11 protein-coding genes are annotated in these 12,513 nt (G+C 66.9%); 5 read left to right on the plus strand and 6 right to left on the minus strand.

Annotated elements, in window-relative coordinates; all coding sequences use genetic code 11:
• Position 1 precedes the first annotated feature (1 nt).
• The 3 genes from ACYQ1L_RS16485 to ACYQ1L_RS16495 all read right to left on the minus strand — a co-directional run bounded on the left by ACYQ1L_RS16485 (position 2) and on the right by ACYQ1L_RS16495 (position 2,896).
• Complete coding sequence (locus ACYQ1L_RS16485; RefSeq protein ID WP_460005107.1) at positions 2 to 766, minus strand: SDR family NAD(P)-dependent oxidoreductase; 765 nt, start codon at positions 764 to 766, stop codon at positions 2 to 4.
• Complete coding sequence (locus tag ACYQ1L_RS16490; RefSeq protein ID WP_460005108.1) at positions 766 to 1,569, minus strand: polysaccharide deacetylase family protein; 804 nt, start codon at positions 1,567 to 1,569, stop codon at positions 766 to 768. The genes ACYQ1L_RS16485 and ACYQ1L_RS16490 overlap by 1 nt, the downstream gene beginning before the upstream one ends.
• Positions 1,570 to 1,703: 134 nt before the next feature.
• Positions 1,704 to 2,896, minus strand: a protein-coding gene (locus ACYQ1L_RS16495; protein ID WP_460002364.1) for an IS3 family transposase whose coding sequence is annotated in 2 segments (ribosomal slippage) — positions 1,704 to 2,609 and positions 2,612 to 2,896 — 1,191 coding nt in all. Because the reading frame shifts where the segments join, the coding sequence is not laid out codon by codon here.
• A gap of 226 nt (positions 2,897 to 3,122) precedes the next feature.
• Here ACYQ1L_RS16495 and ACYQ1L_RS16500 point away from each other — a divergent pair.
• From ACYQ1L_RS16500 to ACYQ1L_RS16520, 5 genes are all read left to right on the plus strand, one after another.
• Positions 3,123 to 4,097, plus strand: coding sequence for a sugar ABC transporter substrate-binding protein (locus ACYQ1L_RS16500; protein WP_460005109.1), 975 nt, complete (start codon positions 3,123 to 3,125; stop codon positions 4,095 to 4,097).
• Positions 4,098 to 4,161: 64 nt separating this feature from the next.
• Positions 4,162 to 5,613, plus strand: coding sequence for an ATP-binding cassette domain-containing protein (locus ACYQ1L_RS16505; protein WP_460005110.1), 1,452 nt, complete (start codon positions 4,162 to 4,164; stop codon positions 5,611 to 5,613).
• Positions 5,610 to 6,665 (plus strand): ABC transporter permease, encoded by a 1,056-nt coding sequence (locus ACYQ1L_RS16510; RefSeq protein ID WP_460005111.1) that lies wholly within the window; start codon positions 5,610 to 5,612, stop codon positions 6,663 to 6,665. Before ACYQ1L_RS16505 ends, ACYQ1L_RS16510 begins: the two co-directional genes overlap by 4 nt.
• Positions 6,666 to 6,708: 43 nt before the next feature.
• Complete coding sequence (locus tag ACYQ1L_RS16515; RefSeq protein WP_460005112.1) at positions 6,709 to 7,818, plus strand: class II histone deacetylase; 1,110 nt, start codon at positions 6,709 to 6,711, stop codon at positions 7,816 to 7,818.
• 268 nt (positions 7,819 to 8,086) lie between these two features.
• Positions 8,087 to 9,616 carry an ABC transporter substrate-binding protein gene (locus ACYQ1L_RS16520; protein ID WP_460005841.1) on the plus strand — a complete coding sequence of 510 codons (1,530 nt, stop codon included), beginning with the start codon at positions 8,087 to 8,089 and terminating at the stop codon, positions 9,614 to 9,616.
• A 227-nt stretch (positions 9,617 to 9,843) separates the two neighbouring features.
• On the opposite strand, the gene ACYQ1L_RS16525 is transcribed toward ACYQ1L_RS16520, so the two are convergent.
• The 3 genes from ACYQ1L_RS16525 to ACYQ1L_RS16535 form a co-directional block, all read right to left on the minus strand.
• Positions 9,844 to 10,890 (minus strand): Gfo/Idh/MocA family protein, encoded by a 1,047-nt coding sequence (locus tag ACYQ1L_RS16525; protein ID WP_460005113.1) that lies wholly within the window; start codon positions 10,888 to 10,890, stop codon positions 9,844 to 9,846.
• Positions 10,887 to 11,501 (minus strand): Gfo/Idh/MocA family oxidoreductase, encoded by a 615-nt coding sequence (locus ACYQ1L_RS16530; RefSeq protein ID WP_460005114.1) that lies wholly within the window; start codon positions 11,499 to 11,501, stop codon positions 10,887 to 10,889. The genes ACYQ1L_RS16525 and ACYQ1L_RS16530 overlap by 4 nt, the downstream gene beginning before the upstream one ends.
• Before the next feature lie 285 nt (positions 11,502 to 11,786).
• On the minus strand, positions 11,787 to 12,479 hold the full coding sequence (locus ACYQ1L_RS16535; protein ID WP_460005115.1) for a glucosamine-6-phosphate deaminase: 693 nt from the start codon (positions 12,477 to 12,479) through the stop codon (positions 11,787 to 11,789).
• Positions 12,480 to 12,513 lie beyond the last annotated feature (34 nt).

Genomic DNA, 12,513 nt, shown 5'->3' on the forward strand with positions numbered 1-12,513 from the left:
CCTAAGCGATCGAGAGGGCGCCGTCGACGCGGAGGACCTGCCCCGACACGTATCCGGCATGAGGTGAGAGCAGCCACGTCACGAGGCTGCCGACGTCGTCTGCGGTTCCGTGTCGTGGCACCGGAACGCGATTGCGGAGTTCAGCAAGCTGTAGATCGACGCTGGTGGCTGCAGCAGCCGCCATCCGCGTGGCCTCCTCGCGGTGCATCTCGGTCAGCATGTAACCCGGTGCGACAGTATTGGCGGTGATGCCGTGTGCACCCTCTTCCAGGGCGAGGGAGCGCGTCAGCGCAGCGAGCGCGGCCTTGGACATGCCGTAGGCTGCATCGGCGACGGAGGGCCGTTCAGCGAAGACCGAGCCAATGTTCACCACCCGGCCGCTGCCCGACTGGCGGAGCGCCGGCAGGGCTGCGCGGCATAGCCGCAGTGCGGCGAGCAGGTTGATCGCGAGCACGTCGTGGACCGACGCGTCGTCGAGGTCCGCGACCTTCAGGTGAGGACCACCGATCCCCGCGTTGTTGACCACGGCGTCACAGCGCCCGAAGGCATTGAGCGTCTCCTCCAAGAGCCGCCGTTCGGTTCCCGGAACCGACAGATCGACGCACTGAGCCAGGACCCTACCGTCGGACACGGCCTCCGCGAAGACGTCGTGCACGGCGGGCAGCGCGTCAACTACCGTAACGTTGTATCGGGCGGCAAGGAGTGCATGTGCGATCCCGGCGCCGAGGCCCCTCGCTGCGCCAGTGACGATCGCAACCCGGGCCATCACGCCGCCACCGGGGCCGCCACGGCGGCCGCCGCCTCGGCGGCCGTGCAGAACCACGCGCCCCGCTGCGTCAAGTGTTCGAGCACCTGATCGAGCATGTCGAGTCGCGACGGGCGGCCGATGAGCATGGGATGCATCGTGAGCATGACATGCCCGCCGAGTCGCGCGACGCCGTCGATCTCGGGAAGCCACACGTCAAGCACTTCGCGCGTAGACCGGATCGTCTTGTCCCACGTGTCGTTTGCGAACCAGAAGTGCGGCGCATCGTCGAGGATCCACGACACCGGGACCTCGATGAGCCCGTCGTCGTCGACGTACGGCACGAGAGCGTCCAGCCTGTTCGACGAGTACATGAAGTCGTTCGATGCGAGCAGCTCCCGCGTGTGATCGGTCAGCTCCCAGGACGGTGAACGGTAGCCGACGACCTTCGCTCCCAGACCCCGAAGGACACGAAGGCCATCGACGATCTCGGCCGTCTGCTCCTCATGGCTGAGCTCTGTGGGATTCGTGTGGGTATGACCGTGGTGGGCAACCTCATGTCCTGCGGCGATGATCGAGCGTACGGACGCGTCATGGCGCTCCGCGTCCCGACCGCACACGAAGAAGGTCGCGGTGACCCCGTGCCGGTCAAGCAGGTCGAGGATGAGCGGGACTCCAACACGGGGGCCGTACGCGCCCTGCGACAAGACGCCTGGTCGATGAGCGTTGGCAGGGTTCTCGCCGATCCACACCTCCTCGGCGTCGAAGTCGAAACTGACCGTCGCAGCGAAGCGGCGTCCCTCCGGCCATGAGATGGTGTGCATCGTTCTCCCGTTGCATCCGATCGGCGCGAGGTCTCTCCCTGTGTGCCGAGGGCTCGATTCTTCCCCCATGCGGACGACGTGGCATGCGATCAATTACGTATGGGACTGCTGCACGGATAGGTGACAGGTTATAGTCACGCCGCCAGTGCGACGGTCGTGTTCATGATGGTCTCGAACTCGATGGGCGTCAAACGGCCCAGGCGTGCCTGGCGTCGGCGACGGTGGTAGGTCCGTTCGATCCAGGTCACCATCGCGATGCGGAGTTGCTCGCGGGTGGTCCAGGTTCGGCGGTTGAGGACGTTCTTCTGCAGCAGCGCGAAGAACGATTCCATAGCTGCGTTGTCTCCGCTGGACCCTACTCTGCCCATGCTCCCGACCATGCGATGCCGGCTGAGGGCGCGGAGCATCTTCCGGCTTCGGAACTGAGATCCCCTGTCGGAATGCACGATGCATCCGGCGACGTCGCCGCGCATCGCAACAGCGTTCTCGAGGGCTTGGACGGCCAGACGGGACTTCATCCGGGAGTCGATCGAGTACCCGACGATCCGTCCCGAGTAGACGTCCTTGATGGCGCAGAGGTAGAGCTTGCCCTCCGCGGTCCGGTGTTCCGTGATGTCGGTCAGCCACAGTTCGTTCGGCGCCTCCGCTGTGAACACGTGCCGCACACGCCCGTCCTCGTCGACGACCGCGCACAGGTCGTCGTGGACGGGAGGGCCGGGTCGGCGGCCCTTGCCGCGCTTGGGCTTGCCGAACGCGCTGAACCAGCCGTTACTCGACGCGATCCGCCACGCCGTCCGATCCGACATCGCCTCTCCGTTGTCGCGGGCCTCGTCGGCGAGGAGGCGGTGCCCGAACTCGGGGTCGTCCTGGTGCGCGTCGAATAGCGCGTTCGCGCGATACGCCTCCACCACCTCACTATCGGTGATGGGGTTCGCCAGCCAGCGGTAGTAGGGCTGGCGGGAGAGCTTCAATACCCGGCACGTCACCGTCACAGGAATCCCTGCGGCGGCGAGCTCCGTCACGAGCGGGTAGAACCTTTTCCCGGCAGGTTCGCCTGCGACAGATACGCCGCCGCACGCCGCAGGACCTCGTTCTCCTGTTCGAGGAGCCGGTTTCGCTTCCGCAATTCGCGGATCTCGGCCGCCTCGGTTCGGGACTGGCCGGGCTTGGCTCCCTCGTCGATGTCGGCGCGACGCATCCACTTCTGCAACGTCATGGGGTGAACACCGAAGTCTTTCGCGATCTGCTCGATCGTCACACCGGGCTCACGATTTCGCGCGACGCGCACGACATCGTCACGGAACTCAGTGGGGTAGGGCTTCGGCACAGCAACATCCTTCCAGGCCAACCCCTCGGGCAAGCCAGATCAGATGTCACCTATTCGTGCAGCAGTCCCTATCGTACGAACTTCTTCATACGAAGCTCGCACAAACAGTAATACGTAATTCATCGCATGTGCCCTTGGCCCAAGTGCGCTGGAGTAGGTCAGCACAGCCACGAGGGCGTGGTCGTGGCGGGCCGCACGGCCCGCAATTGATCTCTGGAGGCACAAGATGAAGAAACGCACCATTGCAGGGGCGCTTGTGGCGGCGCTCGCGGCGTCCGCCCTGCTCAGTGGCTGCGCCGCGGGCGCGGCCGCAGGTTCCAACGCGAAGGTGGCCGACAAGGGCATCGTCGCCATGAGCTTCGCCGGTATGGATATCCAGATCTGGGTGGACGAGCTCAAATACATGAAGGCCGACCTCGCAAGCCAGGGTTATGAGCTGCTCAGTGATGACCCGCAATGGAACGTCCAGAATCAGGTGAACAGCTGGGAGTCGTGGATCCAGCGCGGTGATGTGAAGGCCATCATGGGCTACCCGGTTCAGTCCGACTCGATGGATGCCGTCACGGCCGACGCGACCGCGGCTGGCATCCCCGTCGTTGCCTACGCCACCAAATGGAAGGGCGTGAAGGCGACCATGCTGATCGACAACTACTCGGACGGCTTCACGCTCGGCAAAGCCGCGGGGGAATGGATCGTCAAGAAGTATGGGTCGACCACCGTGCCAGTGGGTCTGTTCAGCTACTACGACAACGATCTCGGACGCGAGCGGTCGAACGGCATCAAGGACGGGCTGGCAAAGGCGGGCGCCAAGGTGAAGATCAGCGACATGCCCGCCCTGACTGTCCAGAACGGCTCCGACCTTGCGACGACTCAACTGGCGGCAGACCCGACGACGAAGGTGTGGCTGTCGGTGAGCTCCGACCAGATGATCGGGGCCTATCGGAGCCTGATCCAGCACGGCGTCAAGGCCGACGACCCCGACGTCCTCCTCGGTGCCCTCGACGCCACCAACGAGGCTCTTGACATCATCAAGAAGAAGGAGAGCATCTGGCGGCTTGCCTACATCCTGCCCGCCAAGGAGCTCGCCGCGAACAACGTCAAGCTCATCGTTGCGGCCGCCGAGCACAAGAAGCTCACGGACATCACCATGAAGTCCACTCCGATCACCGCTGACAATGTCGACTCGTTCTACACCAAGTGACGCAGCGGCGACGCCGGCGCGAGTAGGTACCCCGCCCGCGCGTCTTGTGTTCGACGCCGTCCAAGTGGAATTCGGACCGACACGCGCCTTGGAATCGGTGAGCGCGACCCTGAGAGCCGGCGAGATCGTGGGTCTACTCGGCCACAACGGCGCCGGGAAGTCCACCCTGTTCAACGTCGTATCCGGCGTTCTCCCGGCGACCAGCGGCGGGGTGATCATCGACGGAGTGCGGGCGCCTGAACACACGAACCCCGCCGAGATGGCGAAGTTCGGCGTCACCGTCATCCACCAGGAGCCCGCGCTGGCGCCGAACCTGAGCGTGATCGACAACTTGTTCCTCGGGCAGGAGCGGCTGGTCCCGCGCGGGGACTGGACTGCTCAGGCGCGCGCAGCGCTCGCTCGCGTTGGTTCCGATGTCGATCTGTCCAGAGAAGTCGGGTCACTCGGGCTCGGCGAGCGTCAACTCGTCGATCTTGCGCGCGGGCTTGTCCGCGGCGAGCTGAAGATCCTCATGCTCGATGAGCCGACCGCGGCCCTCGGTCGAACGGAGACTATCGCTCTGCATTCATTGATCCGGAGCCTTGCAGCAGACGGTGTGACGATCGTGTATGTGTCCCACCGGCTCCCGGACATCCTCGATGTGTGCGACCGCATCCTCATCCTGCGGGCGGGTCGACTCGAAGTCGACGGATCTGCGGGGGACTTCGATGGACCTTCTCTTTCTCGCGCACTCGCGCCAGGCGCCACCTTTGACACGCTCGAAAAGCGTGCGGTAGCCACTGGCGGCGGTCTTCGGCTCGAGGGCGCGTTTTCGGAGATCGAAGCCTACGCCGGCGAGGTGCTTGGCCTTTTCGGGATGGCTGCAGGCAGCCAGTTCGGGCTGCTCGAGGGGTTGTTCGGAATCAACGGAGCGCGCACCTTCAGCCTTGGCGAATCGCACATCAGCATTGACTCGCCCGCCACCGCGGTGCGCCAGGGTGTACATCTAGTCCCGGCCGATCGGGAACGTGACGGCTTGATCTCGGGAGCGTCCGCGATCGACACGGTCTTCCTGCCGTGGTACGGGCGCACCCGAGGACGCGGGAGCTGGATCGGACCCCGCACCGGCCGAGAGGCATACGGGCGAGCCCGGCGAGAGCTGAACGTGGCTGGCCCAGAAGGGGGAGCCCCGATCGACGAGTTCAGCGGCGGGAACCGTCAGAAACACCTGGTTGCACGTTGGATGCACGTGCAACGTCCACGACTGCTTCTGATGGCACAGCCCACTCAGGGTGTGGATGTTGGCGCACGCGTTGACATCGCGAAAGCGGTGCGCGAGGCGGCCGCAGACGGAGCCGTCGTCCTGATCGCGTCGGCCGAATCTGACGAGGTCGCGCTGCTCTGCGACCGCGCTTACGTCCTCTACGAGGACCGTGCCGTTCTCGTGGAACGTGCTGACGGAACCGATTTCGGCGGTGCTCTTGTCGCGGCCCTGCTCTCACTTTCCGAAACGACGCACAAAGGAGTCGACCGATGAAGACAACCTTGTCCGACGTGAAGTCGCTGGTCGCGAAGAACGGCATCTTTCTCGCTCTGCTTCTGCTGATCGCGTTTTTCACCTTCATGAATCCGCGGTTCTTGACGCCGGGCAACGCCGTCAACGTCGTGCTTCAGATCTCCGAGCTCGGCATCGTCGCGTTGCCCCTGGCACTGCTTCTCATCGCTGGCGTCGTTGATCTCTCGATCGGCTCCATCGCCTCGATCTCTGCGGTCGTTGCGGGGCTCGTGATGGCGTCGACGCAGTCTGTGCTCCTTGGGCTGGTCGCCGGCGTCGCTTCAGGTGTCGCCGCCGGCACGATCAACGGATTCCTCGTCGCCGTTCTCGGACTCAACCCGATCGTCGTGACGCTGGGGTTCCTGAGCGTGTGGGGCGGCGGTGCGATGCTGCTGACCGGCGGGAGGACGATCACGATGAGCGAGCTTCCTCCTGGGTTCGGCCAGCTCGGCGCGCTCACCATCGGTCCGGTCCCTCTCCGACTCGTCCTCTTCGTCGTGGCGATCGCCATCACGTGGTACATGCTGAGCAGAAATCGGGTCGGCCGCGCAATCTACGCCATCGGTGGAAGCGAGCGCGCCGCGTACCTGATGGGCTTGCGGGTCGTCCGGGTGCGTTTCAGCCTCTATGTGGTCACTGGCGCCTGTGCGGCGATCGCGGGAATCATGCTCGCGGCCAAAGTGCAGTCGGTCAGCCCGGCCACGGGTCTGAACATGGAGATGAGCGCACTGACCGTCGTGCTCCTGGGTGGCGTCGCCTTCGCCGGCGGATCGGGTCGTGTCAGCGGTGTCGTCGCCGGTCTCCTGTTCTTCGGAGTCCTCCGCAACGGCCTCGTCTTCCTGCAGGCCTCTCCGTTCCTCCAAACGGTGATCGTCGGTCTCACCCTGGTCATCGCGGTCGCGCTCGACAAGTCGATCCAGCAGATCGTCGCGAAGTCGTGGGAGGCTCGGGGTCGCGCCGCGCTCGCCCGCAGCCAAAGCGCGGCGTCGGAAGAGCAGCTGGACACCATTTCATCGCGGCGCCCGGCGGCATGATGTCGGCCGCGCAACTGACAACCATGAGAGAGAGCCAGAGAAGATGAAGATCACAGGGTGGGCATGGCACGAAGCCTTCAATTGGCACAACACAGGGAATGGTTCCGGCTTCTTCCCGCCGGGCGGGTTCGTGCAGCCCTATCACGCCTTCGACAGCCCAGAGACCAAGGGACGATTCGCGGCGCTCGTCGAGGTGAGCGGGTTCTCCGCCGAGCTCGCGCGCATCCCAGTCACGGCGGTCAGTGACGTCGAGATCCTGCGCGTTCACACGCCCGAGTATCTCGAACGGCTGAACGACCTCGACCGCACAGGCGGCGACGCCGGAGAGAACGCGGAGTTCGGGCCGCATGGCCTCAGCATTGCGCGCCTCGCCGCCGGAGCGGTCGGCAACGCGGTCCGCGCGGTGCTGTCCGGCGAGGTCCACAACGCGTACGCGCTCGTGCGCCCCGCCGGCCACCACGCTGAACCCGATCGCGGGCGTGGCTTCTGCATCCTGGCGAACACCTCGATCGGCGCCCACATCGCCCGCGCCGAATTCGGTCTGAAGAGGATCGCCGTCGTCGACTGGGATGTGCACCATGGCAACGGAACGCAAAGCGTGTTCTGGGACGACCCGGACGTCCTCACGATTTCGTTGCACCAGGACGGCCTCTACCCACTTGACAGCGGTCGACGCGACGAGTCTGGCGGTCCGGGCGCGCGGGGCGCGGCTCTGAACGTCCCGCTTCCGGCCGGCACCGGAGATGGTGGGTATGTGCACGCCATCGAGGAGGTCGTGCTGCCTGCGCTCGACCGTTTCCGCCCCGAGTTGATCATCGTGGGCAGCGGGATGGACGCCGCGGCCACCGACCCGCTCGGTCGGATGGTCGTGACAAGTGACGGATTCCGTCGGATGTCTCGACTGGTGATCGACGCAGCTGAGCGACTCTGCGGCGGCCGGGTCGTGTTCGCCCACGAGGGTGGCTATTCGGCGCACTACGTGCCCTTCTGTGGCATGGCGGTGCTGGAGGAGCTGACCGGCGTGGATTCCGGTGTCGCAGACCCATACCTCGCGTTCTTCGCCTCCTATCCGCAACGGGGGCTGGAGGAGTGGCAGCGGGAAGCGGTCCACGCGGCCGCAGAGGCCGTTTCCCTGGTGCCGGAACCGCGCTGAGACCGCGCGGGGGCGGAGCGACAATAATGAGCGGGTGGGCGAGAACTGGACCGACTTCGTGCTGACGCACGGCGAGTTCCTGGTCGACCAACACGGTCGGGTGCGGGTGCTGCGGGGTGCGCCCCCGCAAGAGGAGCTCGCCGGCTACGCACGCGCCTTTCTCCTCCTGAATCGCCAGGAGATCGAGTTCCTCTACCGCAGCGACACCTGGCTCTCGGTCCGCATCGAGCGCAGCACGACCCGCACCAGGGATGCCGAACATGCCTCCGTGACCGTCGGACCGCTCACGCTACCCGACGGCATAACGAAGCGGGAGGTGGAGATCCTCACCCTCCTCGCTGCCGGCCTCCGCAACGCGGATATCGCTGAGCGTCTGGGAACGAGCCCGCGGACTGTCACGACCCAGGTCGATCGTGTCATGAAGAAGTTCGACCAGCACTCGAGGGCGAGTCTCGCCGCGCTCGCCGTCGATGCGCAGCTGATCGCACTACCGATCCCTGGCGGATCGGAAGGTCTGAACGCCGTCGCCGCGATCACACTCGAGCGGATGGCGCACGCCCTCAAAACCGGCGTGCGCACCTTCACTATGGAGGCGATTCCCCGACGGCTGCCGAGACGACCGGTCTTCCTCGGCACTCTCGCGGCTCTCTCGGGATACTCGAGCGAGGACGCGCTGGAGCACATGCGTGGCACGGCGTTGGCGATCGAGGAGATCAACGCCGGCGGGGGTGTCCTGGGGCGTCGCGTCGAGCACGTCGTCGCTGCAGCCGACGTCGCCGATCCGGCATCTGTGCGTCAGGCGATGGATCAGCTCACGACGTCGGGGGTGGACGCGATCACGGGCAGCCACATCAGCGCCGAGCATCCGTTCCTCTTCGACATGGCTGCGGCGTACGGTCGCCCGCTGCTGCACCTCGATACTTTCGAGACGCACGCAGCGCTCGTCCGTGACAACCCGGCGAGGTATGGGATGGTCTATCAGACCTGCCCGTCTGAAATCTATTACGCGAAGGCGTTCTGCAGGCTCCTGACCGAACTCGACCAGTCCGGCTTGGCGCCGGAGGGCAGGCGGGTGGCTGTCGTCGAAATGGACGTTCCCAGTGCGCGGATCGCCTCACCGGAGTTCGCGACATCGTTAGCGGACATCGGCTGGACGATCCGCTTCCGGCAGACGGTGTCCGCGACCGGGGTCGACTGGAGCGATACGGTCCGGAAGGCGCTCGACGACCGCGTCGATATCGTCATGGTCACCCACTTCGTTCCGGCGGAGGCGATCGAGATGCAGCGCGAACTCGCGGAGGCGGGGTTCGCTGGCCTGACGTATTACGCGTACACCGCGTCCCATCCGACATTCAGCCAGAAGCTCGGCCCTCTCGCCGAAGGAGTGCTCTGGAGTTCGACCACAACGCTCTCCCGGTCGGATGCGGCTACCGCGTTCCGACGCAACTACCAGCGCAGGTTCGCGGCACCTCCGGGGCTCTCGCAGGCGAGCGCCGCATACGACCAGGCACGTCTGCTCGCGTGGGGGTGGATGCAGAACGGCAGCCTTGACCCGGAGGGCACGGTCCGAGCGCTTCGTGAAGGGCTATACCGCGGTCTCAACGGCACCTACTTTTTCGGTAACGGCGACCAGACCCCTCTCAGCTATCCAGACGGGACGAACGATCCCACGTTGGCACTGCCGCTGATCACCTATCAGATCCAGAGCGGGGTGCCGGTCCCGATCAGCCCGGAACTCTACGGGCGGATCGAAGATCTGCGGCGCGAGGGCGCGCCAGGACACCGCGCGATACGGTGACGCCGGCGCACGCGGCGTCGCCGATGGGGCATCAACCCCCGGCGGCGGCGCTGGAAGCTTGAGGGAATGCTTTCCCGGTGGCCTCGATGCGTCCAGGGACGCATCGATCGGGTTCGGCGAACAGGCTGCGTCACGACGCTCCGGCCTCGATCGTTGCGACTTCGATCGTGCCGACGCTGACGTCCAAGTTCCGGTGTCGGCGGTGTGTGGGCCGCCACGTAGACGTGCTATAGCGTCTCTGTGGGAGTCCTGGCCGCGACGGATCGGTAGGCGGCGTCGATGATGGCGAGGGATGCGCGCGCTTCGCGCAACCCGTAGTCCGGCGCCCGACCTGCCAGCAGGCTGTCCACCACATGCGTGAGGCAGGCGCGCAACGGTGCCACTCCCCCGCCTCCGCCGACCGCGTGCGCGCCCACACCGCCCGCTCCGAAGTGCAGCACGGCAGGCTGGTCGTCGTCCGCGGTCGCGTGGCCGTGCGATCCGAGGACGCGTAGCGAGCTGCTCGTGGGGCCGAAGCCGGGGGCGAACGGGATGCGCCCGACGGTGATCGTCGCGGTCACACCGTTTTGGAGGTCGAGCGACACCACGGCGGTGTCTTCGACGGCGTGCGCGGCGTGGCCTGCCGCGAACAGCGACCCGGTCATGGCGTAGACGCTCTCCACCGCAAGGCCGGTCAGATAGAGGACCGCATCGGCGCAGTAGCCGAGGAAGTTCAGCATCTCTCCTCCGCCGCTGAGCGCCGGGTCGACCACGAGCTCCGGCCGTTCGACCGACGACGCGAAGAACGCGCCGCTCGCGAGGAACTCCGCATCCACGTGCCGAGGGAACCCGAGGTGACCCGCGTCGATCCACCCGCGTGTGCGCCGCAGTGCCGCGGCGTGCGTGCGATTGACGACCGAAACGGTGCCCGCCGTCGTGCGCTCGAGCGCGATCAGCGCGTCGACGTCGGCGAGGGTCGTGGCGACCGGTTTGTCGACCATGACGTGAACTCCGGCCGACATCGCGTCGGCGGCGAGGCGTGCGTGGCGGGTGGGTTCGCTGCAGATGACCGTGACGTCGACGCGGTCGGGGTCGGATGCGGCGCGGATGTCGTCGAGCCACGGAACCTGTGCCGCCTCCGCCGCGCGCCGGCTGTCTGCACGCATCCACGCGTCGGCATCCGCCTCTTCCGCCACGCCGACGATCTCGACGCGTGGATCGCGGGCCAATTCGTCGAGGTACGAGCCGGCGTGTCGCACGCCGCTCGCGAACGCGACCCGCAGCCGGCCGCTCATCGTGCCGCCTCTGCGACACGGACGGGCAATCCGGTGCGCAGCGACTCTTGGGCTGCGACCGCAGCAGCCAGCGCCTGACGTGCCTGGATTGTCGTGACGATCATCGGCTCCCTTCCCTGAGCGGCACGCACCCAGTGCTCCAGCTGGCGCAGGAGCGCGTCATCGAGCGACGACGGCGGTGCGGCATGACGCGGCGAGGCGAGCCCGGGTTCCGCGTCGGTGTCGTGCAGAACTGTCCCCGCGCTGCCCGCCAGCAGCACGCGGCGCAGGAACCGCCCCGGCTGGGTCAGCGCGTAGCAGAGCTCGATTGTCGCGAGAGCCCCGCTTGCGAACCGGACGAGCAGCTGGAAGCTGTCGGGCATCGGCATCTCGGCGGCGAAGGTCGGGAAGTCCCGGGCGAACACCTCGACGGGCTGGGAGCCCATCAGCCACACGGCGAGGTCGAGCGCGTGCGTGCCGTTGTGCACCGGGTGCCCCCCGGATTTCGCGATGTCCTGCTGCCAGCCGCGCCAGCCGCCCGGCCACACGTGACCGGTGTACCAGGTGAGGTGGAGGAGTCCGGGGTCCCCGACGGCGCCGGCCGCGGCCTGCGCCTGGAGCTCGGCGACCACCGGCTGGAACCGGACGGTCTGCCCGCCGGCGTTTCCGGCCGCGATCGTCCACGGGGCGTGGTCGGGCGTCGCATTGCAGATGTCGACGCCGTCGACGTCGGGGTCGGTGACGACCGCGGCCGAGGTCCGTCGTCGCCACGGCCCCGGGAACGAGCGCGGCGAGGTCGCTCGCGCGGCCGAGATCGGACCCCGCGATATGGCTCACGCGCACCTCGGGGATGCGGCGCAGGGCGAGCAGGTGCTCGCGCGCGAAGGCGCCCGTGCCGAGCACCGCGACCGTGAAGGTCATCGGGTCGCCTCCGCTTCTGCATCCCGCCAGTCCTGGACGACGGCGAACGTGCCGAGGAACGGCAGATCCAGCCCTGCGGCGGCCGCGTCGTCCAGGTAGACCCGGAGGCGGCGGTGGCGCTGCAGGATGGATGCCGGCATCCCGGTGTCCACGGGTCCGGTCAGTGCCGCCCGCACGGCCTCCGCCTTGTCGGCGCCGGTCGCGACGAGCGCGATCGAGCGGGCGCGCATGATGGTGGCGAGACCCTGGCTGATCGACAGGACCGGGACCTCGGCGGCGTCCGCGAAGAACCGCGCGTTCGCGGTCCGGGTGGATGCGGTGAGCTCCACCACGCGGGTCAGCGACCGGAAGTCGCTTCCCGGCTCGTTGAAGCCGATGTGACCGTTGCGCCCGATGCCGAGGAGCTGCAGGTCGATGCCTCCCGCGAGGAGGATCTCCCGCTCGTATGCGTCGGCCGCCGCGGCGGGGTCGTCCACCTCCCCGGACGGGAGGTGCAGCCGCTCCGCCGGAACCCCGAGGGGCTCGACGAACCCCCGCTCGAGCACGCTGCGGTAGCTCTCCGCGTGTCCGGCGGCAAGACCCACGTATTCGTCCAGCGCGAACGCGCGCAGGCGGTCTGTGCGGTTGCGTCCGGCAGGGTGGTGTACGGATCGCGGTGACCGCGTCGCTCTGAAAGAAGCGACGGTCACCGTGTGATCCTTCGAGAGAACTCTTCACATCCAT

Source organism: Microbacterium xylanilyticum, from assembly GCF_054654695.1.

Bases quoted from the DNA above. Each gene is read 5' to 3' on its own strand.
- ACYQ1L_RS16485 (WP_460005107.1), bottom strand. From the start codon at position 766: ATGGCCCGGGTTGCGATCGTCACTGGCGCAGCGAGGGGCCTCGGCGCC.
- ACYQ1L_RS16490 (WP_460005108.1), bottom strand. From the start codon at position 1,569: ATGCACACCATCTCATGGCCGGAGGGACGCCGCTTCGCTGCGACGGTC.
- ACYQ1L_RS16500 (WP_460005109.1), top strand. From the start codon at position 3,123: ATGAAGAAACGCACCATTGCAGGGGCGCTTGTGGCGGCGCTCGCGGCG.
- ACYQ1L_RS16510 (WP_460005111.1), top strand. From the start codon at position 5,610: ATGAAGACAACCTTGTCCGACGTGAAGTCGCTGGTCGCGAAGAACGGC.
- ACYQ1L_RS16515 (WP_460005112.1), top strand. From the start codon at position 6,709: ATGAAGATCACAGGGTGGGCATGGCACGAAGCCTTCAATTGGCACAAC.
- ACYQ1L_RS16525 (WP_460005113.1), bottom strand. From the start codon at position 10,890: ATGAGCGGCCGGCTGCGGGTCGCGTTCGCGAGCGGCGTGCGACACGCC.